The organism is Mycolicibacterium chengduense, assembly GCF_033741155.1.
In the GTDB taxonomy this organism is placed as follows: domain Bacteria; phylum Actinomycetota; class Actinomycetes; order Mycobacteriales; family Mycobacteriaceae; genus Mycobacterium.
In genome coordinates, this window is sequence record NZ_JAWQNH010000002.1 from 495,627 (window position 1) to 520,847 (window position 25,221).

The following is a 25,221-nucleotide window of genomic DNA, read 5'->3' on the forward strand; positions in this document are numbered from 1 at the left end:
CGTTCACGTGCCGGCAGCCCATTGCACGAATGACCGACCGACTTCCCGCAGCACCGCTTCCCTCTCATCGGCAGGCTTGCCCGGTGCGTCGTAGTACGCGGCGATCAGCAGGGGTGCCTGCTCGGCTGGACGTGCCAGCAGATAGTCGTTGGTCTCATTCTCGACGTTGGTGCCGGGCCGGTCAGCAGCGTGCCAGCCGTCGGGCAACACCGCACGTAGGCGGCCCAGACCCGGTATGCACTTTGCCATCCCGTCTTCCAGAACGGCGCGAGAACTCGCACTCAGCGCATCGCCCAATAACAGCTTCTGTGCGGTCATCACCATTGCGCGCGGCGACGTGGTGTCGAGCACGCCCTCGGCTCGATTCGACTCGGGCTCATAACGATCGGACCGGGTCACGTCATCGCCCAGTTCCCGCAGGAATTGCGTCAGGCCACTAGGCCCGCCGGCGCCGCGCATCAACAACACGGCTGCGGTGTTGTCGCTCTGTTCCAGGATCGCTTGTAGCAGTGTACGAACGGGCAGCGCGCCGCGTGCGACATTGGCTTGGGTGACCGGCGAGGTGAAGAGCAGATCTCGCTCGGTATACGGGACCATGCGGTCGAGCTGCTCTCGACCTGAATCGATACGCGCGAGTATCTGCCCCGCCAACAGCCCTTTGAAGGTGCTGCACATGAGGAACCGCTCATCGGCACGCCACGCCAACGTGCGCTGCGAACCGGTGTCCAGCGCCAGTACGCCCAGCCGGCCGCCATACTGCCGTTCGATATCGGCCAACGACGAGGATGCCGCCCGCGCCCTCGGCGCCGCGAAGACTGTTGCCAGCAGCGGTAGCCCGAGCACGAAGTGCCTTCGGTTGATCGAGGACATCAAGAACTCATCCCTGGGGCGCTCTGGAGGAAGGCGTGCAACTCGACGCCGCTATCTACGGTTCCATGCCCGACGCCGGGAAGCACAGTGATCGACGCCTCCGGTTGTAGGCGGGCCAGGCGCGCGGCGGTCTCCCGGGAGTCGAGCATGCGGTCCTGTGATCCAAGTACGACGAAAAGTGGTGCGGTGATGGAGTGGAGGTCTGAGTCGGCGAAGATGGGCAGCTTGTCGTGCCGGGGGCGATAGTTGCGGTGAATGCTCACCATGTAGTCCAGAACGGGATCAGCGATATCGCCCGGTCCCAACACAATCCGAAGCGCCTGGCGCGTGCCTCCGTCGCCGAAAGCCATCAGGGTCAAAGCCGCGAGGACGGCGCCATAGCGTTGGCGGCCGATGCCGCTCGGAGCGCGCAGTGCGAGCTGTCGAACACGGGCGGGGCGGCGGATCGCGTAATCGGTGGCCAGCCACCCGCCCAGCGATACCCCCACCAGGGCGGTGGACTCGATGCCCAACGCGTCGAGGACGTCGTCGAGCCATAACGCATGAGCATCGGTGTGGCGCGGACGGCGCGACGGTGCGCTCAATCCCGGTTCGCCGATGATGTCGACCATGTACAGCCGGTGAGTCCGTGACCAGCGCAGCGCGTCGGTCTGCCAGATTGCACTGTTGCTTCCGGCGCCGTGCAGTAACACGACCGGCGGGGCCTTGGCGGGGCCGCAGTCCAGGACGAAGGTGTCGCCTTCGCGGGTGGCGACACTGCGCTGCCGAAGCGGCACCGTCCAACGCTCCAGGCGATGGCGGTACCCATGCTCGACGATCTGTTGGCTCGACGCGGAACGGTACACGGTCGTGCTCATGGCTCGCCCTGCCGCGTCACGGTCCCGATCAACTCAAGGATTGCCGCGGTCGGATCAACATCGCCGACCACGAAAATCGTCAGGCGGCAGTCGGATTCGTCATAGTTGAAATGAACGTCGAGCTGTCCGGATCGGTGTAGATCGCCGCTCGCTGCGGCGCTGACATGGGTGGTAATACGGTCCATCGTCGGGCGGGCCACGCTCTCGATGTGCACAACGGTCGACACGTGTGCGCGCGGGCCGGAGCTGGCCGGTTCAGCGGCCGGCACGCCGGCGAAGGTCTCGAAGTCGCGTTGGGCGATCCGGTACTGCTTGCCTACCCGCACCGCTGGAAGTCGACCGTCTCGCACGTATCCCCGGACAGTGCGCACATGTAATCCGAGGATCTCGGCCACCTGCTCGACCGAGTACATCGTGACACCCATACTCCCTAAACTACCCTATCTGCGTTCTCCAGCCCCATATTAAGGATGTTTAAGAACATTTGCGGTACTGACCTGCTGGAGGAGACGCGCGCGACCCGTAACGGCTGACGGCCGACACTGCGCCGTCATGCGCCTCGGCCGGTAAGCGTGCGGAGGTGACGTGTACGCACCCGCAACGTGAGTTGCTGCGCCAGAAGCGAATACCCGATGTACGCCAACAGTGATGTGGCGACCTTGGGCTGCGAACCGGTATGAGCCAGTGCCCAGTGGATCACCACAGCGGTCAGCCAGAGCACCATGGTGAGGGCCGTTCCGCGGCGCATCAGGGTGCCATCGAGAACGAACACGCGCATCGAGTACGCCCGAGCAACGGAGAGCAGCAGTCCCAGGATCAGGCTGAGCACCAGGCTCAGCACCGGTGCTGGACGTAAGGGCTGTTCTTGCACGTTGGAAACGGTCTGAACCAAACCGATCAGCAGAAGGACCGTGGCAGTGCCCAGTCGCTCCGTGACGGGGCGCGCGGTGAGCTGACGGCGAAGCAACCAAACCAGGACCACGACCCCGACGACGATATCGACCTGCCCCGCGTGACCGGTCACGAGTGGACCATCGACGACTCGACGACAATCTGGCGCATACGACTGGCAGACAAAAGCACGGTCTTCACCGTGGTCCATGACGCGCACCAGACGGCACCACCCTCGGGTGGAGATTCGGGTGGATATCGGCGAATCGACCATCCGGGCGGCCCCGAACGGTCAGCCGGCGCTGGCACACTGACCGAGTGGATCCGCGCGCGCTGCTACGTCTGGTGGTGCTGATACTCACCGCGGCCTTCGCGGTGGCAGACCGTGCCGGCGGTGTCGCTCTGTACGCGCTGATGCCCGGCGTCGCCGGTGTGGTGATGTGGTGTGCAGTGATGCCAAGCACCGCAACTCCGCTGCTGCGCTACTGCTGTGGGGCGTTGATTGGCGTGACTGGCATGTTCGGAACACTGTGTGGTTCGGCTGCAGCATCGGTGGCGCTCGGGGCCGGGGTGGCGCTGATCGTGGGTGCCTACCCGATGTCGGTGGCTGGGGTGGCGCTGAGTGGTTCGGCACTCGTTGCAGCGGGTGCCGGCACCTGGTTGGCCGGGCCGGCTCGGCTTGACGACAGTTCGGCGGTCGTGGTGCCGGTCGCAGTCGGTGTCATCCTGGGGTTGCGTGGCATGGACGCGGCACGTCAACGCCAGCACCAACGGCGGTTGCACGAGGCCGAGCTGCGGGTTGCCGCCGCAGAGGAACGCGCCCGGCTCGGCCGGGATCTGCACGATGTGCTCGCTCATTCATTGGGCGCATTGGTAATCCAGCTCGATGCGCTGGGAGCCGTCGTCGACCGCCGCAGCTCGGATACCGATGTAGTGCGGCGGGTACACGTCGCACGCGAAATGGCCGCACAGGGACTCGATGATGCCCGCAAGGCGGTGCACGATCTGCGCCGGTTCACCGAACCCGTGGAGCAGCTCTTGACTCGGCTGGCAGATCAGCCGACGGGGCGGGCGGGCGGCCGATTGCATGTCACGGTGACCGGCAGCGCTCCACCGCTGCCGGAGGCTGTCACCGACCTACTCGGCGCCGTCGCAGTGGAGGGCATGAACAATATCCGCCGACACGGCAATGCCGAGGTGGCGCATGCGCAGGTGTGCTACAGCCGCCATCGGGTCAGGCTGTGTCTGCAGAACGAGGCGTCCGAACCCGCGGGGAATGCCGGCATGGGTCTACATGGCCTGCATGAACGTGCGCTGGCAGTGGGCGCCGAAGTCGTCGCTCGATGGGAAGCCGGCATATGGGAACTGTGCTGCGACGTGCCCCTATGATCTCGGTTGTCGTGGCCGACGACCAGTCAGCCGTGCGTGACGGGCTGATCACCATCCTCGAGCTGGCCGACGGAATCACTGTCACCGCCGGAGCCTGCGACGGGACGCAAGCCGTCGACGCCGTCACAGCGCACGAACCCGACGTACTGCTACTGGATCTGCAGATGCCGGAGGTCAGCGGCATGGAGGTCATCCGGCGTATCGTTGAATTCGATTGCAAGACACGAATTTTGATTTTGACTACCTATGGCGACGACGACTCCATCGCCTGCGCTCTGGCCGCCGGAGCGCACGGGTACATCACCAAAGCTGACGGCGCCGCTCAGATCGTGGCCGCAGTCAGGTCAGTGGCCGCCGGGCAGAGCCCGTTCGGGACCGACGCCACTCAGTTCCTACTCCGCGGTCTCCGTACCCGACGCACCACTGAGTCCGCGGCTCGCCGCTACGGGCTGACCGAACAAGAGGCCCGCGTGCTGCACCTCATTGCCGCTGGCTTGCGGAATCGCGACATCGCAGCGGAATTGGTCGTTTCGATGTCCACCGTGAAGACCCATATCAACAACCTGTTCACGAAGATGGGGGTGACCTCGCGGCTGGAAGCCGCACAGCGGGCAAGCGCTTCCGGCCCACCCTGGTAGCGATGCGGACCACGCCGATTGTGCGCGGCGGCACGCCCACGGTCGTCAGGCTCCCAGCCGGTCGACCAGGAAGTCGGCGAGGTCGCGTTGCAGAGTGCGAGAGTCGTCCAGCACGCCGTCCATCCACCAGAAGCCATGGATCATGCCGTCGTACCGTTTGCTGACCACGTCGACTCCGGCGTCGCGGCACAACTGGGCGTACGCCTCAGCCTCGTCGCGCAGCACGTCGTGGCTGGCGGTGGCCACGAAGGTCGGCGGAAGGTGAGCAAAATTGGTGCCGCGCAGCGGTGAAACACGCGGCTCCGCACTCGCGCCGGCATCGACGTAATGGCCCCAGAACCAGGCCATGTCGGCGGCGTCGAGACCGAAGCCACGGGCGAACATCCCATACGACGGCGCCGTCATCGCGCGGTCCAGTGCCGGATAGAGCAGGGCCTGGGCGGCAACGCTGACGTCGGTGCCCGCCAGTTCGGCAGTGGTCGCCGCGGCGAGGTTGCCACCGGCGCTGTCACCGACGACGGCGATCCGGCCCGGGTCGACACCGAGTGCGGCGGCGTGGCTGTGCACCCACCGCACGGTGGCGACACAGTCCTGGAGTGGAACCGGGAAGCGATGCTCAGGCGCTTTCTGATAGTTGACGGCGAGTACGACATATCCGGTGTCGCGGGCCAGAACCCGCGCGGGTTCGTCCACCAGATCCAGGTTGCCGATCACCCATCCGCTGCCGTGCAGCACGACGATGACGGGGTGCGGCCCACGGACTGCTGTGGGCCGGTAGATCCGGACCGGAAGGTCCGCGGTCGGTCCGGGGATGAACCGGTGCTCCACCGCAGCCATCTCAGGTGCCGGGTGCTGCAGGTCCAGGTAGCCCAGGGCGGCCAGGCGCGCGTCGGGTACCGACAGGGCGGCAATCCCCGGCGCCGCGGTCGCCGCGGCCAGGTGCGCGCGGGCCTGCGGGTGCAGGGCCGGTGTGTCGGTCACTGCGGCTCGCCATGGTTGTTGGTGAACACCAGCACGGTGCCGATCAGCGCCATGGTGGCGCCCACCCACACCGGTGAACGCCACCCCAGGCCCAGGGCGATGGTCGCGGCCCCGATCGCCGAAGCCATTGCGTTGCCCAGGTTGAACGCCGCGATGTTGGCCGCCGAGGCCATCGTCGGTGCATCCTCGGCGAAGCGCATCACCCGCAACTGCAGGGCCGGCGTCGCGGCGAACCCGACAACGCCCATGGCCACCAACAGCACAGCGACCGGTAGCCGCCACGCCGCGAGCAGTCCGTAACCGATCAGCACGATGGGCAGTAGCACCGTGAGAACGCGCAGTGTCCAGGTGAGATTGCGGTCGGCGGCCCAACCACCGACGAAATTGCCGATGAACAAACCGATTCCGAAGAGCACCAGCAGCCACGGCACCGCGCCGTCTCCGTAGCCGGTGACCCTGGTGACGAGGGGTTCGACGTAGATGAACGCGCCGAAAACGCCGCCGAACACCATCATGGTCAGCAGGATCGACACCACGACCTGCCGCCGGAAAAGCACCGCGAAGTGGCTCCCCGCTGTCGGTGGCGGTGCCGACATGCGTGGCACCAGGGCGGCCACACCGATCACGGCCAGCACGCCCAACGCGCTGATGATCCAGAACGCGCTGCGCCATCCCAGGTGTTGCCCGACGAAGGTGCCGAAGGGCACGCCGAGAACGTTGGACAGCGTCAACCCGCCGAACATGAACGCGATGGCCGAAGCCTTGCGGTCTGACGCCACGAGGTCGCCTGCGACCACGGCGCCGATCCCGAAGAATCCGCCGTGGCACAGTGCGGTGACGACACGGCCCAGCAGGGCGACGCCGAAATCGGGCGCCAGCGTGGTCAATGCGTTGCCCGCCACGAACAGCGCCAGCAACAGCAACAGCGCGCCCTTCGGCGGCCGCCGCGACAGGACCGCGGTGACAGTGAATGCGCCGACCACGACGGCCAGGGCATAGCCCCAGATGAGTGCGCCCGCGGCGGGAACACTGACACGTAATGCGTCGGCGACCCCGGTGAGCAATCCAGCGATGACGAACTCGGTGAGCCCGATCCCGAACCCGCCGACGGCCAGGGCGAGCAGGCCAGGGTGCATCCGGCGCACCGGCGCATCAGAACTGTTCTTGGGCAGCGTGGAGCTATCCATGGATGATCTCCTTGGAGTCGATGTCAGTTGCAGCGCAGCAGCATTGGCTGCGCGGCGTCACTCGGTGATGGTGGTGCTGGCCAGCAGGCGCAGCGCGGCCTCATCGTTGGAGCCGGGTTCGGCGTGGTGCAACAGCAGCCGGTGGCCGTCGTCTTCGGGCAGATGCAGGATCTGGAAATGCAGGTCGAGGCGCCCGACCGTCGGATGGTGGTAACGCTTGACGCCGTGCGTGCACAACGCCACCGGTTGCGCGGCCCACAGTTGGGCGAAGTCGTCGCTGGCCACGCTCAGGGTGCCGACCAGTCGGGCGAGATCGTCGTCGGCGACGTAGGCGGCGCTGACGTAGCGCAGGGAGGCCACCGCCAAGGTGGCCTCGGCTTCCCACTCGCGGTGCATGCTGCGCGACTGGGCATCGGTGAACATCATCGCCACCTTGTTGGGCGGCTCGCCGCCATACGGCGCGGCCGGGTCCAGATGCGGCGCAAGCAGCGCGTGACCCAGCCGGTTCCACGCGATGATGTCCTGCAATGGCGACAGCACGACTGCCGGGACATCGGACATCGCGTCCATCAGCGTGACGAACTCGGGTCGCAACCCGGTTCGCCCAAACCGCGGCCGGGCATCGCTCGCCGAGGCCAGCCGCTGCAGATGCGCCCGCTCGACCTCGTCGAGCGCCAACGCCCGGGCCAGCGCGTCCAACACCTGGGTCGAGGGATTGGTCGCCAGCCCCTGTTCCAGCCGGGTGTAGTACGTCAGCGAGACCCCGGCCGCCTCGGCCAACTCTTCACGGCGCAACCCCGGTACCCGGCGGGGCCCCGCCCCGACCACCCCCGGCAACAGTGCGGTGTCGGCCGCGGCGCGCCGGCTGCGCAGAAACTGCGCCAACTGGGCATCTGAACCACGTGCGTTCGTCATGGCTTCCATGGTGCGCGATGTTCGCGTGGCGCACCTGTCCCTGGCAGTGCCAGGGAGCGACCGCGTTCAGCGAAGACAGCACCACTGCGCGCCGAGGACACTTGATGTGTGCGCACTGCCGAACCCTTGTTGACGCCTACGTTGGTGATCGTCTGTGTGGTGATGGCCGTCGCCGCGGCCGCGGTGAACCGCCTGGCCCTGAACGGGTCGCCGCGGGCGGCGCCGGCCGCGGCGGTCCGTGCCGCCGTTCAGCTGGCGGCGGTGGCGACCGTGCTTGCGTTCGCGCTGCAACGGATGTGGTCCTCGATCTTGGTCGTTGCGGTGATGTTCACCGTCGCCTCGATCACCGCCGCGCGCCGCAGTCAGGCGAGCCGTGGCGGCGGGTGGCTGGCCCTTGCGCTGGGCACCGGAATGATCGCGGTCATCCCGCTGCTGCTGCTCAGCGGTGTGGTGCCGTTCACCGGTGTCGCGATGGTGCCCGTATTCGGCATCGTGCTGGGTGGAACGATGACGGCCTCGGCGGTGGCGGCGCGCCGTGCCCTTGATGCGTTGAACCAACGCGCCGGCGAGGTCGAGGCGGCACTCAGTGTGGGCTTGTCCGAACGCTTTTCGCGAATGATGGTCATCGAGCGGGAGCTGTCTGACGCCCTGTTGCCCAATCTCGATCAGGCCAGAACTGCCGGACTGGTAACCCTGCCAGGAGCATTCGTCGGTGTGCTGCTGGCCACCGGCTCGGCCGCGCAGGCCGGTGCGGTCCAGGTTCTGGTGCTCGTCGCGCTGCTGCTGGCGCAGGTGTGCGGCGTCGCGGTGGTCGGGGAACTGGTCGCCCGCGGCAAGATCGAACGACGCCTTTCACTACGTGTTCCGCGAGGACCCTGAATCACCAGTAGGTTTCGCGGTCTTCACCTTCGGCGCCTAGCATCCTGTCCAGGGTCCGGCTCACAATCTCGACAAGGTCGATAGTGCCGATTGCGTTCGCGTGCCGGGCTCGGCGGTAAAGAGCACCAACGAGGTGTCCGAGTCCGGAATCGCGAGTAAGTCGCAGTGCATCTCGATCGGCCCCACGACTGAGTGCGTCATCCTCTTGATCTGATGACGTGGTAGCACTACGTCGACCTGATGCCACAGATCCTCGAATTCCGAACTCCGAAGACGCAACTCGGCGATCAAACTGCTGATGCCGTCATCGCGTGGATACCGTGTCGCGGCCAGGCGGAGTTGACTCACGGCGAAGCGTGCGAAGTCTTCGCTGCCCGTGACCCCGAAGTGGCGCTGAGAGACATCTGGCTGGAGGAAGAAGTTCCTCATCAGATTGCGCTCGGTAGGTGTCCTGGAGAACGGATCCCCAAACAGAGCTGCCGCCAGTTCATTGCAACCGATGAGGTCATACTTCGTGTCCAGGACGAGCACCGCGGTGCCAGGCATGCGATGGATCAGCTCCGGGATCCTCGACGCCGAGCGCCCGGGCATGCCTCTGTCATGTTCCACACGTCCGGAAAGGCTCAACAAGAGGGACCGCTCGTCTTGATCCAGTTGCAGCGCGCAGCTGAGACCCTCGAGCACTCCCCCCGACGGCCGCGACGCACGAGCTTGCTCAAGGCGGGTGTAGTACGACGCCGAAATGTGCGCCATTGCCGCGACTTCCTCACGTCGCAGGCCGGCAGTCCGCCGTCGACCATCGTTGGGCAGCCCGACGTCGGAAGGCGTGAGTCGCGCCCGTCGGTCCCGCAGGAACCGAGCCAGCGGCCGTTGATCCATCACCCCATGATGCCTCTGACGCAGTGCTCATGGCTGACACAACCTGTGTCTGGTTCGCCGAGTGCCTCCCAGCCACAGTGGAGCACATGAGATCGACCTCCCCGCGAGTCGTCAACGTCTCGAGCGCAATGGGATCAATCGCCCTGATCACCGACCCCCAAATCGAAGTCACCAAACTGAATCAAGCCGCCTACCAGACTTCCAAGGCAGCGTTGAACGCCCTCACCGTCCTGTACGCCAACGAACTGCGGCCCGACGGCGTGAAGGTGAACGCGGTATGTCCGGGATACCGCGCCACTCAACGGTGGACAGCCCACCCCGGGTGCCGGCGACCCTGCCGACGGAGCAACAGTAGCCGTGGCCATGGCCCTCATCGCCAACGATGGACCGACAGGACAGTTCACCGGTGATACCGGTGAGCAGTACCCGTGGTGAAAAGACATCCGATCCACGTCGAAAAGGCGCAACACCTGACAGCCTGCAACGTCACTGTCCAGTCCGATCAGCCTGACATCTGCTGCGGCCGAAGCCGATTCGGCAGCCCATCGACACGCGCCGACGACGGCTGGCGGCGAAGCCGAATCACAGGACCAGCTATCCGCGGATAACCCGTCTCTGAACGACAGCTCGACGGGCGGGAATCGTGGTTAGCACTTCGACGCGCTGCAGCCCAAGACGGAGAACCGATGCCCGAAAACCCTATCGACAATCGCACCGAAGCTGAACCTGAATCGACCACCCCCGACGAGCCATCTGGAGTATCGCGGCGCAGTTTCATCGGCTGGAGCGGCACCGCTGTCGTGGTATCGGTAGGCGGCACCGTCCTGGTAACGCGGCTCGCCGACCGCGGCGCAGAATCTGCTGCTTCTGCGGCCGACATTCCGGTGACGTTACGTGTCAACGGCACCGAGCACACAGTCGACCTCGACCCGCGAACGACGTTACTGGACGCACTGCGCGATCGCATCGGACTGACCGGCACCAAGAAGGGATGCGACCACGGGCAATGCGGTGCTTGCACGGTGCATGTCGACGGACGGCGGGTACTGTCATGCCTGACCTTGGCGGCAACCGTGCAACGCCGCGCGGTCATGACCATCGAAGGCCTGGCCGACGGCGATGAGTTGCATCCCGTACAGCAGGCTTTCATCGACAACGACGCCTTTCAGTGCGGCTTCTGCACACCCGGCCAGATCATGTCGGCCGTGGCCGTCATCGAGGGCGGACGCACCGGCACCGACGACGAGATCCGCGAGCAGATGTCGGGCAACATTTGCCGTTGCAGCGCTTACCCTTTCATCGTCGAAGCCGTCAAGGCAGCCAGCGATCGGATGTCCTGATATGCGCCCCTACGGCTATACCGTGGTCGATTCGGTGGCCGCAGCCACCACCCACGGCGGCTCGGCCAAGGCGTATCTCGCCGGTGGCACGACCCTGGTCGACCTGATGAAGTTGGAGGTGCTGACCCCCGAGCAGGTGGTCGACATCAACGGCTTGCCCTTGACCGGCATCACGGTCGGTAGCGCCGGTCTGCGTATCGGTGCGCTGGAACGCATGAGCGACGTCGCCGAACATCCGGCCGTGCGAAGTGATTTCAGCCTGGTCATCCGAGCACTGGAACTCAGCGCCTCTCCGCAATTACGCAACATGGCCAGCATGGGCGGAAACCTCTTGCAGCGCACTCGATGCAGCTACTTCCGCGATGTATCGATGCCATGCAACAAGCGCGAGCCCGGAACCGGCTGCCCGGCCATCGACGGCTACAACCGCGGCCACGCCATACTCGGTACCAGTGACGCCTGTGTAGCCACCCACGCCAGTGACGTCGCCGTCGCACTGGTGGCCGCCGAGGCAGCGGTGGAACTGAGCAGTTCAGAAGGTGGGGGCAGTGTTGCCCTCGAACAGTTCTACCGCAAGCCCGGTGCTACACCGGAGGTCGAAAGCGATTTGAAGCCGGGAGAACTGATCACCACCATCACAGCACCCCGGTTTCCCAAAGGAACCAAGACGGGCTACCTCAAGGTGCGCGATCGCCAGTCCTACGAATTCGCGCTCACCTCCGTGGCGGTCGCGATCACGCTGCGCGACAACATCATCGTCCGCGCCCGCCTGGCCGCCGGTGGGGTGGCCACGGTGCCATGGCGACTGCTCGACGTGGAGAAGCTGCTGACGAACCGGCCCGCCACCGCGGTCACCATCGAGACTGCCGCCCAAGCAGCGGCCACCGACGCCCGACCGCTGAGCCACAATGGTTTCAAGACTCATCTGTTACGCCGGGCGATCATCCGAGCTCTTACCGACGTCACAGGCATCGCATGACTCCGTCACCGCTGGGCGGCGAAATCTCCCGCGTCGACGGGCGGGCCAAGACAACCGGTGCGGCGCGGTACTCGGCGGACTACCAGGAGCCGGATCTGGTGCATGCCGTGTTGGTTTCGGCCGCCACCGGGCTGGGGACCGTCACCGCGATGAACACCGACGCGGCAACGCGCGCACCGGGTGTGCTCGCGGTGTACACCCCGTTCGCTCCGCTGCAGCTGCAGCCTGTCGCCGAAGATGCGCTCGGCGAGAAGTACCGTCCGCTACAAGACCGTGAGGTGCGCTTTCACGGCCAGGCCATCGGTGTGGTGGTTGCCGACAGCTTCGAGCATGCGCGTGACGCAGCGGCCATGATCACCGTCGACTACCAGTCCCGCACTCCGAGAACATCGCTGGCCGACGCCGGACCCGGAGTCAGCATCGCCATGCCGGACTCGGGCAACAAGACCATCCTGGCGCCGGGGATCACCTCGATCGAGGCCGCACTAGGCGACAGTGATATCACCGTCGAGACCACCGTCACCCAACCGGCTCAGCATGCCGCGGCGATGGAACCGCACGCGTCCGTGGCGGTCTGGCGCCAAAACGTCCTGACGCTCTACACAGGCACCCAGTTTCCCGGCCGGGCCATTGCCGGCATCACCGGTGCACTCGGGCTGACGCCCGAGCAGCTGCGGATCATCTCGACATACGTCGGTGGCGGCTTCGGCAGCCGCGTGCTCCCGTGGTCGGACGTCATCCTGGGCGCAGCGGCGGCTCGCCAGCTGAACCGTCCGGTCAAGTTGATCTTGACCCGCACCCAGGTCTTCACCATCGTCGGGCACCGCTCGGCGGTTCGCCAGCGAGTGCGCTTGGGTGCGCGCGCCGACGGGACACTCACCGCAGTCAGCCACGAATCCGACGCCGAGGCCCCAGCGGTGGGCGGCTGGCCCATGCGCACCGCGGCCGAGACCACCGCAGCGCTGTACCGCACCCCGAATCTGCATGTGGACCAACGCCAGGTCACTCTGGACACTCCACCGAGCTGGGCAATGCGGGCGCCCAATGAAGCGCCCGGAGCGTTTGCGATCGAAACCGCGATGGATTAACTGGCGGTGGCGACCGGCGTCGACCCGGTGCAGTTACGGATGCGCAACTACGCGACGACACTGCCCGGCACCAATCGCCGTTGGACCAGCAAAAGACTCGATGAATGCTACCGACTCGGCGCCAGTCGATTCGGCTGGGAACGCCGCGCCAGCATCCCCGCAACGATCCGCGACGGCCAGTGGCTGATCGGCATGGGGATGGCTACGGCGATCTACCCGGCCGCCGGCCGTTCCGCGAACGCGGTTCGGGTGCAGTTTCGCGATGACGGCACCGTACTGGCGTCGACGAGCATCATGGACATCGGCACGGGTGCCGCGACCGCATTGGCGATCGTCATCGCCGACGCGGTAGGCCTGCCGATGGACCGTATCGTCACCGAGGTGGGGGACACCATCCTGCCGCCTGGGCCCGGCGCCGTCGGCTCCCGCGCAACCGGCAGCATGGCTCCGACGGCCCGGACCGCCGCACGGGCCGCCGCACGGGCCGCGATCGACAATCTCGTCAGGGTCGCCTCGTCGAATCCAAGTTCGCCGCTGGCAGATTCGGACGCACCAGTGTCCTACGCTGCCGGCACGTTGCGAGCGGGCAACGCGCGCTTAGGTTTCGCTGATCTGCTACACAGGATGCGAATCCCGGGAATCGACGCCATCCACAGCAGCGCCGACAGCATTTCTCCCCAGTTCGCTGCACATGGGTTCGGAGCGCACTTCTGCGAGGTGCGGGTCAACTCGTTGACGGGAGAAACGCGCGTCGCCAGATTCACCACCGTCGTGGACATCGGTCGGGTGATCAACGCGAAGGCGGCCCGCAGCCAGGTGGTCGGAGGCGTCATCTTCGGCATCGGGCACGCCTTGCTGGAAGCCGATCCGATCGACCCTTCGGGCCGCTTGGCCGCCACCAACCTGGCCGACTACGTCGTTCCGGTCAACGCGGATGTTCCGTTCATCGATGCGGTATGCCTCGACGGCGACGACCCCGATTTCAGCGAGGTCGGAGCGCGCGGCGTCGGCGAACTCGGCGCCGTGGGATCGGCCGCGGCAATAGCCAATGCCGTTTACAACGCCACCGGACTCCGGGTCCGTGACCTGCCCATCCATCCGGAGGTCCTGCTGCGCTGATCGCGTAATCCACGCCGTTGCGTGTCGTTTGACAAAAAGTTATTCGATGGAGGAGTTTCCATGTCAGTTCTCGATGCATCCGATCTCGAGCGTTTCGTCGCCGCCGATCCCGACGGCCCGGTGGTGATGCTGAACCTGCTGCAATTCGTGCCGGACGGCACTGCCCGGTACCTGCAGTACATCGAGCGGTTCACGACCTCGGGACTCAATGAGCGGTACGGGGTCACGATCATCTACGCCGGTGCTGGCCATCCCTCCCTCGTCGCGACGGAACTCGGCGACTGGGACATGGTGCTGCTGGTCAGCTACCCGACTCGGCAGAGCTTCGTCGACATGGTCAACGACCCGGACTACGTGGCCTTCGAGCACCTGCGCACCGAGGCAGTCGCGCGCGCCGTCCTGCAGCCGACCATCCCGGCCATGTGACCCGGGTGGCTACTCGGCGCCGTTGAGGATGTCGAAGCACTCCAGCAGGGTGGTGATCTGTTGAGCGGTCAGCCGCCCGAGGCGATCGTGCAGCATGGGTTGCACACGCCCCTCCACCTCGGAGATGGCGACCTCGGCCGCCGGCGTGAGAGTGAGGTAGGACCGCCTCGAATCGGCGGGGTCCACGGCCCGCACCACCAACCCGGCTTTGGCCAACTTGGTCACCGCGCGACTGACCACCGACGCGTGCAGGCCCAGATCTCGAACGAGATCGCCAGGTGCGTCCACGCCGAGCTCGATCGACCGCAGTATCAGGAAATCGACGAGGTCCAGTTTCGCCACTGCCGCAACGTGCGTTCGAGCAGCACCCAGGACCGATTTGTTCAGTCGATACAGCGCATCGAGGAGTCGCATCTCGACGGCGCGTTGATCCCTGGTCACCGGCATCACCATATCAATGTCATCTGTCAACTATTGACTTTTGTCAACTATTTGCCCACCCTGATGAGATGCCCGCGACACCACCCGCCACTGCCCGGATAGACCTCCATCACCATGCGTTCCCACCGCAACTGTTCGGCGAAGACGTCGCGGGCGCGTTGGGAGCGAATTCGGGGTGGAAGTTCACCGCGGACGCGCCGGCCTGGACCCCCGACGCAAGCCTCGCGTTCATGGACGCCATGGGCATCTCCACGGCAATCCTGTCCCTTCCCAACGACATCGAGCCCTACCTACCGGCAACAAGCCGCCGCGGGTTCGCTCGCGAGATCAACACATTCTGTCGGCAGGTCGCCGACGAACATCCCGGCCGCTTCGGCTTCTTCGCCCACCTGCCGTCACCCACCGATCCAGACGCGGCACTGGAGGAGGTGGCCTACGCGCTGGACGTGCTGGGCGCGGACGGGGTCACCGTGACCAACGTCTACGGAACCGGCGAGAACGCCCGGTCGCTCGGCGACGCCGTGTTCGAAACCCTGTGGGCCGAACTCGACCGGAGGAAGGCCGTCGTGTTCCTCCACGGCGAACAGACCCCCGGGCGCAACCCCGCACCGAACAAGTTCCTGCCGGTACCGGTGGTGGAGGTGCCCAACGAGACCTACAAGGCCGCGGCCGACCTCGTCACGAGCGGACGCAAGCGCCAGTTCCCGAATGTGCGAATCATCTTGTCGCACTCCGGCGGAAGCACGCCGTTCCTCGCATCGCGGGTGGCCGGACTGTGTGCGTTCCACACCGACTGTGATCTCACCGCCGACGAGATCATCGCCGACTTTCGCACCTTCTATTACGAGACCGCTCTCTCGGGATTCGAAACGAACCTCGTGGCCCTGGAGAATTTCGTACCGGTGAACCAGATCCTGTTCGGCACCGACTTCCCGGCGGTCAGCCCGTCAGCTGCGGCATGGTACACGCGCAACGTAGACGCGTATTTCGGCGACCGACCCGACACACTGGCCGCGGTGATGGAAGGCAATGCGCGAAAGTTGCTGTCCCGATTCGCGTCGCGGTAGAGCCGGATCGGTCGCACTCGCGTCAACTCCGTCGCACGGGTCCTCGAACGCGATCAGGTTGGCCACCTCGTACACACAACCCACGCTCTTCGAACCGATGGCCCACACCACTGCCAGGACGTCCGCCCCACCGTCAGCACATGTCGCCAGCTTCACGAACGCATCCGTTAGCACGGCGATGGAGTCCCCGCGCGGTGCAGGGGCAAGTGGATGTACCCGTGCCGCGGCAAACACCACGTGTCGAGCAGCCAGGTCCACGGCCAGATCCAACTCGAGGCCGATCAGATGATGTTTGAGCGTGCACACATCGGCGTGCATCGACAGTAGGTTGATGTCGATGCACTCGTGTTCAGCGACCACGGGTTCTTCACTCCCAGCGCCGAAGCCGCTACTAGGCGTAAACGCTGGTATGCGTCGCAGGTGCCGGCTTGCATGTGGGGCTCGGACGTCATGATGTCGACCTGGGTGAGCCCGGGGCTGGCGATCGACTCGAGGGTGTCGTCGAACGACTCCTTGACGTCCGATGCCGAGCTGCAGGTGTGGGCCGACGTCACCGACGATGGAACCGTCAAAGCAGCCTCGGTCGAGGGAACCGCACGGATCTGCTCACCGGGTTGTACGGGCTCTAGGACCCCGATTTATCGTGCTCCAGAGCACTTCACGGAATGAGATCGTCCACCAGGATCGGTGTCTTCCGCACCCTCTTCCCGGTGGCGTGATGCACCGTGTTCGCCACTGCCGCCACCGTACCCAGGACGCCGATTTCGCCGACTCCTTCGGCACCGCGTTCGTTGGCGAAACCTTCGGGGCCATCGATCGTCTCGACGTGAATGCCGCCCACGTCCGCGTTTACGGCGAAGTGGTAGGCGCCCAGATCGACACCGGCGAAGCGCCCGGCCGCATCAAACGGAGACTCCTCTAACAACGCCTGGCTCGCTCCCCAGATCATCCCCCCGACCAATCGGCGCAGCGGTCGGGATCGCCGCGGGTCGACCTGACGCTACTGGCAGTTCCCCCAGCTGGCCGAGGTGCCCTGCTTGCGCGAAAGCAAGCATATGGCATTGTTGGTGAGGGGCGGCGCGCGCAGCCGACGAGTATCGACCGACAGGAGTGCCACTCGTGCACGACGATTCACCTTCGCCCTTCCCACCCGGAAGGGGCACCCACTCGGGAGCCCTACTCCAGTTCGGGCGCAGCCGCGCTGATCTGTTGCAGTGGGCCTTACAGACCGGCGACCCGCTAGCCGATGCCGCTGCGGAGGAACTGCACGCACCTGGACGAAGCGCGCGCGCCTGCCTCGACGCCGGAATACGGAACGGTCTAGCATCGGTGAACGATCCGCCCCCTGCTGTCGAAGCCCTTCTGAGGCACTGCGAAACGTTTCCCGACTTCGCGAACGACGCGCTGATCGACAGGGGTTCGCTTGCCTTCTACACCATGCCTCCGCCCGTTCACATGGTGTCGCTGAGTGCCGGCGCGCTCATCCGCGTTTACGAATCGCCCTCCATCTCCCAGGTTCTCGCGACGACGGGACGCCTGATCGAAGGAGCCGATCGCCGCATCCGGGAAACCGGAAAATGGGTGTCAACCGCCATGCTCCCCGGTGGTCTGCGTCCGGGGCAGCCGGGCTACGTGGCGACCCTTCAAGTCCGGATGCTGCACGCGCAGATGCGACGAGTGGCGCGCAATCGCGGCTTCGACGAAGCCCTGCATGGTGTCCCCATCAACCAAGTTGATCTGGCGCGCACCTGGCTCGATTTCACCTACACCTCGATGCGCGCCGAGGCGATCATGGGGTTCTCACTGACCTCGCGCGAAACCCGCTCCCTGTACAGATACTGGTGGCTTCTCGCGCATCTGCTGGGCATCGACGCACGGCTTGTCCAGGGGGTCTCCACTCACGAACAGGCAGCCCGAGTCGACACTTTGTTGCAATATGTCACCGGACCTCTGATCGACGATTCCGTGGCGCTCGCGTCCGCCACGCTGAACTCCATCGCCGATCTGCTCCACGTCGGCCTCCGGCTGCCCGAACCGCTGGGATCTCGCGGGCTGGCGTCGCTCGCCCGCATGTTCCATGGCGACGCCGTGGCCGACGAACTCGGCATCTCACGATCACGAGCGGCCGACAGGGTCATCGACGCGGCGATCGAGCGGGTGCGGTCGTTCAGAAGTTCGCTGCGAACCGAACCGACGAAATGGAGCGCCCACATCGAAGACAATCTTGCCGCCGCTCGGCAGTCCGTTGCGGCGTCCGATGCCGCCCTGTACGAGAACGCCCACGCCACACATCGGAGTGAACCGTGACGTGGGATGTCTCGACATCAAGTCGCGGCTTTATCGGTCGCCCGCCCGCGGCGGTGTTCGACTTCGTCACCCGGCCACGCAACTGGGTCGGCACGCATCCAGTTACCGATGACGTCCGTTTCAGCGGAGATGATGCTCGCGCCACCAACGGCGACGAATTCGTCGAAACCATAGGCGGCGGTCAACCGGGCTTCGACGTTCGATGGCGGGTGAGCACCTGCGAAGTCGACCGCCGGTGGGTTATCGAAACCGACGCGCTGGGAGATTCCGACGTGTCGTGTCGCATTCAGTACGAATTCGAGCCCGCCGGCACGGGCACGTTGTTCCGCAGGCACATGAGGATCAGCTACCCGCCCGCCGAGAACACCGACAGGACGTATCGCGTCCCACCCGATGGTGCGGCCAATGCCGATGTGCATGACCGTTACATCGAATCCGTCAAGCAACGACTGGAATCGTCGTAAACAACCGAGGAGGTTGGTATGCCGGCGCTTGATGACGACGCCGTTCGAGCGACCGCCGCGCGATTCGCCACGCCCAGGTCCTACGGCAACTTCATCAACGGACAGTGGTGCGATACGCGCAGAGGTCGCGTCCTGGACCTGTGCAATCCCGCGACGCGCGATGTGGTCGGGCACATCGCACGCAGCAGCCCAGCCGATGTCCAGGAGGCGGTGCGGGCTGCGCGCGCAGCGTTTCCCTCGTGGTCCGGCACGCCGCCTGTGCAACGGCAACGCGCGCCGCTGGCCATCGCCGACAGGCTGCGCCAGCGCCGTCTCGACTACGCGGTCCTTGAGTCACTGAACAACGGTAAGCCGGTCACCGAAGCCTATCTTCACGACGTGCCCTCTGCGATAGAGCAATTCGAGTACTTCGCAGGTGCCGCGTACCACGTGAAGGGTGACGTTGCGGACTTCTGTGACACGACGGTCGTCACTCATCGTCAGGCGATCGGCCCGGTAGCGCAGATCATTCCATGGAACGTCGCCCTGCTGATGGCTTCGATGAAGCTCGCGCCGGCGCTGGCGGCCGGATGTACGGTTGTCTTGAAACCTGCCGAGTCCGTCTGCCTATCGGTCCTCGAGCTCATCGACGACATTTGTGATCTCCTGCCGCCCGGAGTGATCAACGTCGTGACGGGACTCGGAGCGGAAGTCGGCGAGGAACTGGTCGGGCACCCCGATATCCGAAAAGTCGCGTTCACAGGCAGCCGGGAAACCGCCCGGAAGATCCTGCGATATGCATCGACAAACATCATTCCGCAGACCCTTGAACTCGGTGGTAAATCGGCCAACATCGTCTGCCCCGACGCCGACGTCGCCGCCGCAGCAGCATCCGTGGCGGTGTCCACCGTCGTCAACAAAGGAGAGGTGTGCCTGGCCGGATCACGGGTGTTCGTCCACGATGCCGTCAGGGAGGAGTTCCTCGAGCACCTGCACAGCATGCTCGCCTTCGTGCGGCAGGGCGATCCCCTCGATCCGACCACCACGCTCGGAGCACAGGCATCCGAGGCCCAGTTCGTGAAGATCCTCGACTACATCGACATCGGGCGAGCGGAGGGGGCAACCGTCTTTCATGGTGGAAATCGGGCCACCGTACCAGGTTTCGAAAACGGCTGGTTTGTTCAGCCCACGGTCTTTACCGATGTCCGCAACGACATGCGCATCGCGCAAGAGGAGATATTCGGGCCCGTCACCTCCGTCATCGGGTGGACGGATGAGACCGCAATGCTCCACCAGGTCAACGACACTCGGTACGGCCTCGCCGGTGGTGTGTGGACGAAGGATGTCTCACGCGCACAGCGGATTGCGCGTTCGATGGACACGGGAACGGTCTGGATCAACCGCTACTTCAACTTGACCCCCGGCCAAGCGATCGGCGGAGTCAAGGAGAGTGGATTCGGCCGAGAGGGGACGCTCGGCACGGTCCTCGATCACTACACCGTGCAGAAGGTCGTGGCCTACGATCTGCAAGCCTGACGTCGGTCGCCGGTGGAACCGATCAGGACGACGCGCCTCCAGGCGAGAGTTAGAAGACGGCCTTGATCTCCATACTGACCGGGGTATTCGGTGTGGAGGTCACCGTGAACAGTCTCGCGGAGAAAGCGTTCATCCTCGCTCCGGTGAAGATCGAACTGCGGAGACGCGCCAGCCCGAAGCGGACGGAAGACATCCGCTCGATGTCGGTGCCGATGATGCCCAAGTTCCCGTCCAGTGCAGAACTAGCGGCTGCACAAGAACACCGCCCTCGGGAAAGCCTGCCGCTCGAATTGCGTCAGCCTGATCAGCCGGGTTCTTCCGTAGCCACACTCTGTCGCTGCGTTGGGGGATGTACTCGCCGACCAATACGACGCCTCAAGTGCCGGTCAGCGATCGAGGATCGGAAACGCCTGCGTCCCACGGGCCAATGCGGTTTCGGTGACGATGACGTTGGCCGCTGGCTCCCGCCGGGCGCTGAACCCGGGACGGCCGATACCGTCTTGGCAGAACATGGGCAGATTCAAGAGGTTTACTGTGCCGCCACCGATCCACGCGCGCATGACGCGGCCGGTCTCCAGCAGCGCCGTGAGCTCACCGGAGCTACGGGAACAACCGACGCCGATACTCCCGGTGCGAGGGCAGCTCGGATAACTGTCACGGCTCGATTGTCGCAGCGACCCGGAGGCTCTCGCCCGCCATGCGGCGCACCGGGTTCGACAGCGCGCCGATACCGTCAATCTCGACGCGAACGGTCTGACCGGCTTTCAGGAACTTCCCGGTGTTCTCGGCGACACCCGCGGGAGTTCCGGTCAGGATGACGTCCCCAGGCTCGAGCGTGACGTAGTGGCTAATCTCCGATATCAGCTCGGCGAAACCGAAAATCATGTCGGTAGTGGACGCCTGTTGACGTAATTCGTCGTCGACGTACGTCCGCAACACGAGGGGCTCCCCGGTGTCGACATCGTCGGCGCTCATCATGCAGGGCCCCAGCGGTTTGAAGCTGTCGAACGACTTCGCGACGGGGACGCTCGCACGTCCGGCATGCGCGCGACGACCTAGTTGGACGTCCCGCGCCGACACGTCGTTGGCCGCGGTGAGCCCTGCGGCATGGCGCCACGCGTCGTCGACGGTCACGCGGCAGGCCGCCGTTCCCATGATGAGTGCCACCTCCCCCTCGTAATCCACTTCCTCGGCGGCCAATTCGGGTAGCACGATGGCATCGCCCGGATTGCTCACCGCCGAACCCACCGCGAAATGGAAGCGCGGGTGCGATGGCACGTCCGCGCCGATCTCGCAAGCATGGTCGGCGTAGTTGAGCCCGACGATGCAGATCTTTCCAGGCCGGCGAACGGGCGCGAGCATCGGCACCGCTTCGACCGCTACGACGTCTCGAACCGGCGCGTTCAGCGCTCGGTCCAGCTGACCGCCGCGGATGAGGTCGTCGAGTGATAGAGCCAAGTCCAGAAGGCAGAGATTCTCCCCTTCAATTCGTGCCACGCCTTGGGTGGTCTGCGCGAACCGTGTCACCGCACGACCGTTCTGCACAGCACAACCGCCGTGAGAGCACCAGCATCTTCAGAGCTGCTGCCAGCCCAGGCGATGAATCCGTCTGGCCTGACCAACGTCAAGGGCATCGGGTATGAGGCGGATGCGTCGCTCCCGCGTAAGTGGATGACGTCCAACGGCGCTCCTGAATCGGCGAAAGACGCTATCCAGTCATCGACGTCGGGCCCGTCCGGTGAAACGAGCAGTACGAAAGACCGGCCGAAAAGGTCGAGCACGGAACTGCCGTCCGGAAGTTCGACGTGAGGGGCTCGGCGGCCTGGCATACCTGCGGGAACGTACGTGCTGTGGCCGTCGGGTGCCTCCGAGGTGTCGGCACCGATCACCACGGGAGACCCCGTGTAGCGGTATCCGAGTTGGGTGCCGAGCGAAGACCATTCCACCGCCCGCGTTCGCATCACGGCATCGGCTGCGCGGGCCCGGGCTGTATCGCCGTCCTTGCCGTCGTCATCGAGATTCGCAACCGTCGGTAAGGCGATGTCCGCCAAGTAGTTTGCTTGGGCGCGTCGTGCATTGCGCTCGGCGACAGGCTTGCGTTCCAGGTGGTAACTGTCGAGCAATTCGGGCCCGGCCTGTCCACGAAGCACCATGTCAAGCTTCCAACAGAGGTTGTGCACGTCCCCTATTCCCGTGTTCATGCCGTGACCTCCCGATGGCCACATCTGATGAGCGGCGTCCCCGGCCAGCAGAACACGCCCGACACGGTAAGCCGATGCGACCACAGTTCGTCCGGACCACGTTCTGGAGTCGACGACATTCACCTCGATGTCGACGCTGCCAATGCAGTCCCTGATCGTCGCCACCACATCGCCGACACCATGGCGCTCGCCGGGTCGCAGCGGATACGTGACGCGCCACAAATTGTCGCCGTTGAGCGAGCCGAAAATCGCCCGGCGAGGCCGGAGGGCGTAATACTGCACCGCGGGGCGCGCATCGGTTATCGCGAGAAGGTCGGGGATATCGGCGAAGACGCCCTGCCAGGTAGCTTCCGCCGGAACCCCCTCCAGTGCCACGCCGAGCTGGCGACGAATGGTGGACCCGGCTCCGTCGCAAGCGACGATGTAGGAGGCCATCACCCGCTTGCTGACGTCCCGCGACCGCTGGAGAAACGCGACGACACCATCGCTGTCCTCGGCTGTCCGCAAGCACCGCCATCCGTATCGAACGGTAACGGAAGGAAGCGCATTCGCCCTGTTGCGCAAAGCGGTATCGAACCAGAATTTCGGCCACCACGCGCCACCTTCTGGACTCGTGCCCGATAACGACAACAACCTATCCGCATTGGATGGTCGAGGAAAGCGGGCGACCTCGTGCGCTGTCAACCGAGTCACAAAGGCTATGTCCCGGGGGTGGTCAGCTGGGAAGCCACTCCTCTCCACTTCACCCGACAGTTGATGCTGGCGAAGCCATTCCATCGTTCTGACGTCGATGGACTCGGCAGTCGGGTAGGTGATCGACCCGTCACTGCTGTCGACCACCAGAACGCGGACGCTTCGCGTCCCCAGATCGATCGCCGCGGCGAGCCCGACCGGTCCCGCTCCGACCACGACGACGTCGTACTCATCCGAGTCGATCTCGTAGATGGCCTGACTGGCGACGGTCACCGTCATCGACGGACACCGCTGTAACCTGCGGCCTCGCCTCCCGGCGCGAAGTACTCCTCGGGATCGATCTTGTGCCCGTCAGGATTGCGCTGGAAATCCTCGGACTGCATGAACGTTCCCATCTCCTCTTCTGTCGCGAAGTTCATGCCCGACAACTCCACCTTGTTGCCGTCAGGGTCGCGGTAATAGAGGCTGCTGGCCACGCCGTGGTTGGCCGCTTCGATCGGGAGCTCGCCCAGCGCCTTGAGGTGGCGGTACTGACCGTGCAAGCGCTCCAGGTCGGGGTATCGGACCTGCAGGTGGTGGAGCCCGACCGAACGTCGGTCGGTCCCACCGACATCGGCGCATTCGAACACCGCGATGCGTTGTGTGTAAGGAAATCCACCCGGCAGTTGGAAGAACGCGATCCGGGTCGGCGTGTCCGGATCCGTTGTGTCCACTCCACCGGCGGGAGTCATATCCAGCGTCGGAGGCCGCCGCAACACCTCGGAATAGAACCAACATAACCTCTCGTAGTACGGGGTACGCAGGACGACCTCGGACAAGCCGATGCGAAACGACTCGCTCATGCTCTCTTTCGACTCCTTGCCTGAATTGATCCGCGCTAGCGGGATAGCGTCTCGACCGGGCTGTAGCTGCCCTTACCGGCTCCGAGCGTGCGGTCAAGCTCCTTGCGTCGCCATTCGCGGTGCCGGTGGTCGACCAGCCGCGCAACGGTCGGAATCTTCTGGCAAGCGGTGTCCCGGATGAAGTTCGGGGCGAACCGCAACAGTGGTGCAAAGCGCCAGGGCCCGACGTTCGGAAAGTCCGACTTGACGTACGACCCCGGGGTGTAGAAGTAGGCGTGGCCCAACTGGAATCGGTAGTTCAGCTCGGCCTTGGCCCGCTTCCATCCTCGGTCCTCGGGATCGGGTTTGTAGGAATCCATGAAGGAATGACACAGCTTGCGGCTGTCGTCGTTGTCCTCGGTGCGCTGCGCCAGCGCGGTCAACCGCATCGCCCGGTAGGCATCCTCCATCGTTTCCGGATACCACGGTGTCTCTACGCCCATCACGTAGCCGATGTAACGCCACATGTGCAGCATGGCGACGATGTCGTCATCGGTCGTCCGGTAGCCGATCGTGCGTAGTTGCGCCCCAGAGATGATCGAACCCGCCATCAATGTGGTGAACATGTTGAATTGGCTGATCGGAACGCCGAGGCGCGGACGGTCCCATTCCTTGTGGTTGATGATGCGCGCTCGAATCATGCAGTGTAGGAGCCGCACGTGCAGGGAGGTCACGTACCCGGGATTGCCTCTACGCATTCCGTCCGGCTCGCTGATGTCCGTCCAGTGCTTGCACGTCTCCCAAAACCGGTTCAGCGCTGAATTTCCGGTGTAGGCGCCGGTCAGAATCAGCGGCTTGGTGACCGACGGGGTGCGGTATCCGGCGAACGTTGCCATCCCGAAGTACGGATAGAGCTCTTTTCCGTATCGCCGAAACACCTTCGCTCCGCGGTCCAGAAGGTCCCAATCCAACCAATCCGGTTCCGTGTGGATCTGGGTGAAGAGCTCAACGAGGGCAGGCGACGGATCGTCCACCGCCTTGATGCCACCGTGAACCGCGGTGTTGAACTCCTCCCGGGCCTGCCGTACCGACCCGCGAGTCCTCGCGTCGGCGTACCAGGCGTCGCCAAGTCGGTCACCCTGATCGAGCGCGCGACCCATGCTCGACACCACTTCCGGTGGTAGCCGAAGATCGGCCTTCGCGAGCTTCTCGAGCCGCTTCGTCAAGCCGATGCCGCTGGGCCGCTCGGCCTCTTCGAAATACACAAATGCACT

29 protein-coding genes are annotated in these 25,221 nt (G+C 65.0%); 13 read left to right on the forward strand and 16 right to left on the reverse strand.

Features of this window, described 5'->3' with window-relative positions:
- Window positions 1-3: 3 nt before the first annotated feature.
- The 4 genes from bla to SBI67_RS07990 form a co-directional block, all read right to left on the reverse strand.
- Window positions 4-777, reverse strand: coding sequence for a class A beta-lactamase (gene bla / locus SBI67_RS07975; protein WP_318980019.1), 774 nt, complete (start codon window positions 775-777; stop codon window positions 4-6).
- Between the two features lie 92 nt (window positions 778-869).
- Window positions 870-1,727: an alpha/beta fold hydrolase gene (locus SBI67_RS07980; RefSeq protein ID WP_318980020.1), complete on the reverse strand. Its 858-nt coding sequence runs from the start codon at window positions 1,725-1,727 to the stop codon at window positions 870-872.
- Window positions 1,724-2,122 (reverse strand): helix-turn-helix domain-containing protein, encoded by a 399-nt coding sequence (locus SBI67_RS07985; protein ID WP_413232423.1) that lies wholly within the window; start codon window positions 2,120-2,122, stop codon window positions 1,724-1,726. Before SBI67_RS07985 ends, SBI67_RS07980 begins: the two co-directional genes overlap by 4 nt.
- 155 nt (window positions 2,123-2,277) lie before the next feature.
- The gene (locus tag SBI67_RS07990) at window positions 2,278-2,751 is read right to left on the reverse strand and encodes a hypothetical protein (RefSeq protein WP_318980022.1); all 474 of its coding nucleotides are present in this window, start codon (window positions 2,749-2,751) and stop codon (window positions 2,278-2,280) included.
- A 185-nt stretch (window positions 2,752-2,936) separates the two neighbouring features.
- Here SBI67_RS07990 and SBI67_RS07995 point away from each other — a divergent pair, with 185 nt between their 5' ends.
- Both SBI67_RS07995 and SBI67_RS08000 read left to right on the forward strand, forming a co-directional pair.
- Window positions 2,937-4,007 carry a sensor histidine kinase gene (locus tag SBI67_RS07995; RefSeq protein WP_318980023.1) on the forward strand — a complete coding sequence of 357 codons (1,071 nt, stop codon included), beginning with the start codon at window positions 2,937-2,939 and terminating at the stop codon, window positions 4,005-4,007.
- A gap of 11 nt (window positions 4,008-4,018) precedes the next feature.
- Window positions 4,019-4,645 (forward strand): response regulator, encoded by a 627-nt coding sequence (locus tag SBI67_RS08000; RefSeq protein ID WP_318980024.1) that lies wholly within the window; start codon window positions 4,019-4,021, stop codon window positions 4,643-4,645.
- A gap of 45 nt (window positions 4,646-4,690) precedes the next feature.
- Here the strand turns inward: SBI67_RS08000 and SBI67_RS08005 are convergent, their stop codons facing one another.
- From SBI67_RS08005 to SBI67_RS08015, 3 genes are read right to left on the reverse strand one after another with little or no spacing between them, the layout of a single operon-like run.
- A complete protein-coding gene (locus SBI67_RS08005) occupies window positions 4,691-5,626 on the reverse strand; it encodes an alpha/beta hydrolase (protein WP_318980025.1) in 936 nt (311 codons plus the stop codon).
- Entirely contained in the window at window positions 5,623-6,813 is a 1,191-nt protein-coding gene (locus tag SBI67_RS08010) for an MFS transporter (protein WP_318980026.1), read from the reverse strand. Before SBI67_RS08010 ends, SBI67_RS08005 begins: the two co-directional genes overlap by 4 nt.
- Before the next feature lie 57 nt (window positions 6,814-6,870).
- Window positions 6,871-7,728: an MmyB family transcriptional regulator gene (locus SBI67_RS08015; protein WP_318980027.1), complete on the reverse strand. Its 858-nt coding sequence runs from the start codon at window positions 7,726-7,728 to the stop codon at window positions 6,871-6,873.
- 108 nt (window positions 7,729-7,836) lie between these two features.
- On the opposite strand from SBI67_RS08015, the gene SBI67_RS08020 reads away from it, so the two are divergent.
- Window positions 7,837-8,607: an ABC transporter permease gene (locus tag SBI67_RS08020; protein WP_318980028.1), complete on the forward strand. Its 771-nt coding sequence runs from the start codon at window positions 7,837-7,839 to the stop codon at window positions 8,605-8,607.
- 60 nt (window positions 8,608-8,667) lie between these two features.
- On the opposite strand, the gene SBI67_RS08025 is transcribed toward SBI67_RS08020, so the two are convergent.
- Entirely contained in the window at window positions 8,668-9,486 is an 819-nt protein-coding gene (locus SBI67_RS08025) for a helix-turn-helix transcriptional regulator (protein WP_318980029.1), read from the reverse strand.
- A gap of 86 nt (window positions 9,487-9,572) precedes the next feature.
- On the opposite strand from SBI67_RS08025, the gene SBI67_RS29085 reads away from it, so the two are divergent.
- The 6 genes from SBI67_RS29085 (at window position 9,573) to SBI67_RS08050 (ending at window position 14,438) form a co-directional block, all read left to right on the forward strand.
- Entirely contained in the window at window positions 9,573-9,896 is a 324-nt protein-coding gene (locus tag SBI67_RS29085; protein WP_413232447.1) for an SDR family NAD(P)-dependent oxidoreductase, read from the forward strand.
- Window positions 9,897-10,172: 276 nt separating this feature from the next.
- Window positions 10,173-10,826, forward strand: coding sequence for a (2Fe-2S)-binding protein (locus SBI67_RS08030; protein WP_318980030.1), 654 nt, complete (start codon window positions 10,173-10,175; stop codon window positions 10,824-10,826).
- Between the two features lie 22 nt (window positions 10,827-10,848).
- The gene (locus tag SBI67_RS08035) at window positions 10,849-11,805 is read left to right on the forward strand and encodes an FAD binding domain-containing protein (RefSeq protein WP_318980031.1); all 957 of its coding nucleotides are present in this window, start codon (window positions 10,849-10,851) and stop codon (window positions 11,803-11,805) included.
- The gene (locus SBI67_RS08040) at window positions 11,802-12,893 is read left to right on the forward strand and encodes a xanthine dehydrogenase family protein molybdopterin-binding subunit (RefSeq protein WP_318980032.1); all 1,092 of its coding nucleotides are present in this window, start codon (window positions 11,802-11,804) and stop codon (window positions 12,891-12,893) included. Before SBI67_RS08035 ends, SBI67_RS08040 begins: the two co-directional genes overlap by 4 nt.
- Window positions 12,894-12,899: 6 nt before the next feature.
- On the forward strand, window positions 12,900-14,012 hold the full coding sequence (locus SBI67_RS08045; protein WP_318980033.1) for a xanthine dehydrogenase family protein molybdopterin-binding subunit: 1,113 nt from the start codon (window positions 12,900-12,902) through the stop codon (window positions 14,010-14,012).
- 60 nt (window positions 14,013-14,072) lie between these two features.
- On the forward strand, window positions 14,073-14,438 hold the full coding sequence (locus SBI67_RS08050; RefSeq protein ID WP_318980034.1) for a hypothetical protein: 366 nt from the start codon (window positions 14,073-14,075) through the stop codon (window positions 14,436-14,438).
- Window positions 14,439-14,447: 9 nt separating this feature from the next.
- On the opposite strand, the gene SBI67_RS08055 is transcribed toward SBI67_RS08050, so the two are convergent.
- Complete coding sequence (locus SBI67_RS08055) at window positions 14,448-14,879, reverse strand: MarR family winged helix-turn-helix transcriptional regulator (RefSeq protein WP_318980035.1); 432 nt, start codon at window positions 14,877-14,879, stop codon at window positions 14,448-14,450.
- A 68-nt stretch (window positions 14,880-14,947) separates the two neighbouring features.
- On the opposite strand from SBI67_RS08055, the gene SBI67_RS08060 reads away from it, so the two are divergent.
- Window positions 14,948-15,946: an amidohydrolase family protein gene (locus tag SBI67_RS08060; RefSeq protein WP_318980036.1), complete on the forward strand. Its 999-nt coding sequence runs from the start codon at window positions 14,948-14,950 to the stop codon at window positions 15,944-15,946.
- A 658-nt stretch (window positions 15,947-16,604) separates the two neighbouring features.
- Here the strand turns inward: SBI67_RS08060 and SBI67_RS08065 are convergent.
- Window positions 16,605-16,895 carry a hypothetical protein gene (locus tag SBI67_RS08065; RefSeq protein WP_318980037.1) on the reverse strand — a complete coding sequence of 97 codons (291 nt, stop codon included), beginning with the start codon at window positions 16,893-16,895 and terminating at the stop codon, window positions 16,605-16,607.
- A 380-nt stretch (window positions 16,896-17,275) separates the two neighbouring features.
- Here SBI67_RS08065 and SBI67_RS08070 point away from each other — a divergent pair, with 380 nt between their 5' ends.
- The 3 genes from SBI67_RS08070 to SBI67_RS08080 are packed head-to-tail and all read left to right on the forward strand — an operon-like array spanning window position 17,276 to window position 20,232.
- Complete coding sequence (locus tag SBI67_RS08070) at window positions 17,276-18,253, forward strand: oxygenase MpaB family protein (RefSeq protein WP_318980038.1); 978 nt, start codon at window positions 17,276-17,278, stop codon at window positions 18,251-18,253.
- A 53-nt stretch (window positions 18,254-18,306) separates the two neighbouring features.
- Window positions 18,307-18,717 (forward strand): SRPBCC family protein, encoded by a 411-nt coding sequence (locus tag SBI67_RS29090; protein ID WP_413232448.1) that lies wholly within the window; start codon window positions 18,307-18,309, stop codon window positions 18,715-18,717.
- A gap of 18 nt (window positions 18,718-18,735) precedes the next feature.
- Window positions 18,736-20,232: an aldehyde dehydrogenase family protein gene (locus SBI67_RS08080; protein ID WP_318980040.1), complete on the forward strand. Its 1,497-nt coding sequence runs from the start codon at window positions 18,736-18,738 to the stop codon at window positions 20,230-20,232.
- A gap of 49 nt (window positions 20,233-20,281) precedes the next feature.
- Here SBI67_RS08080 and SBI67_RS08085 read toward each other — a convergent pair whose 3' ends face one another.
- The 6 genes from SBI67_RS08085 to SBI67_RS08110 all read right to left on the reverse strand — a co-directional run bounded on the left by SBI67_RS08085 (window position 20,282) and on the right by SBI67_RS08110 (window position 25,212).
- On the reverse strand, window positions 20,282-20,455 hold the full coding sequence (locus SBI67_RS08085) for a hypothetical protein (RefSeq protein ID WP_318980041.1): 174 nt from the start codon (window positions 20,453-20,455) through the stop codon (window positions 20,282-20,284).
- Between the two features lie 163 nt (window positions 20,456-20,618).
- Window positions 20,619-20,756 carry a hypothetical protein gene (locus SBI67_RS08090; RefSeq protein WP_318980042.1) on the reverse strand — a complete coding sequence of 46 codons (138 nt, stop codon included), beginning with the start codon at window positions 20,754-20,756 and terminating at the stop codon, window positions 20,619-20,621.
- Window positions 20,757-20,886: 130 nt separating this feature from the next.
- On the reverse strand, window positions 20,887-21,759 hold the full coding sequence (locus tag SBI67_RS08095; RefSeq protein WP_318980043.1) for a fumarylacetoacetate hydrolase family protein: 873 nt from the start codon (window positions 21,757-21,759) through the stop codon (window positions 20,887-20,889).
- Window positions 21,756-23,405: an FAD-dependent monooxygenase gene (locus tag SBI67_RS08100; RefSeq protein ID WP_318980044.1), complete on the reverse strand. Its 1,650-nt coding sequence runs from the start codon at window positions 23,403-23,405 to the stop codon at window positions 21,756-21,758. The genes SBI67_RS08095 and SBI67_RS08100 overlap by 4 nt, the downstream gene beginning before the upstream one ends.
- Window positions 23,402-23,968 carry a VOC family protein gene (locus tag SBI67_RS08105; protein ID WP_318980045.1) on the reverse strand — a complete coding sequence of 189 codons (567 nt, stop codon included), beginning with the start codon at window positions 23,966-23,968 and terminating at the stop codon, window positions 23,402-23,404. The genes SBI67_RS08100 and SBI67_RS08105 overlap by 4 nt, the downstream gene beginning before the upstream one ends.
- Before the next feature lie 35 nt (window positions 23,969-24,003).
- Window positions 24,004-25,212 (reverse strand): oxygenase MpaB family protein, encoded by a 1,209-nt coding sequence (locus tag SBI67_RS08110; RefSeq protein WP_318980046.1) that lies wholly within the window; start codon window positions 25,210-25,212, stop codon window positions 24,004-24,006.
- Between the last annotated feature and the right edge of the window lie 9 nt (window positions 25,213-25,221).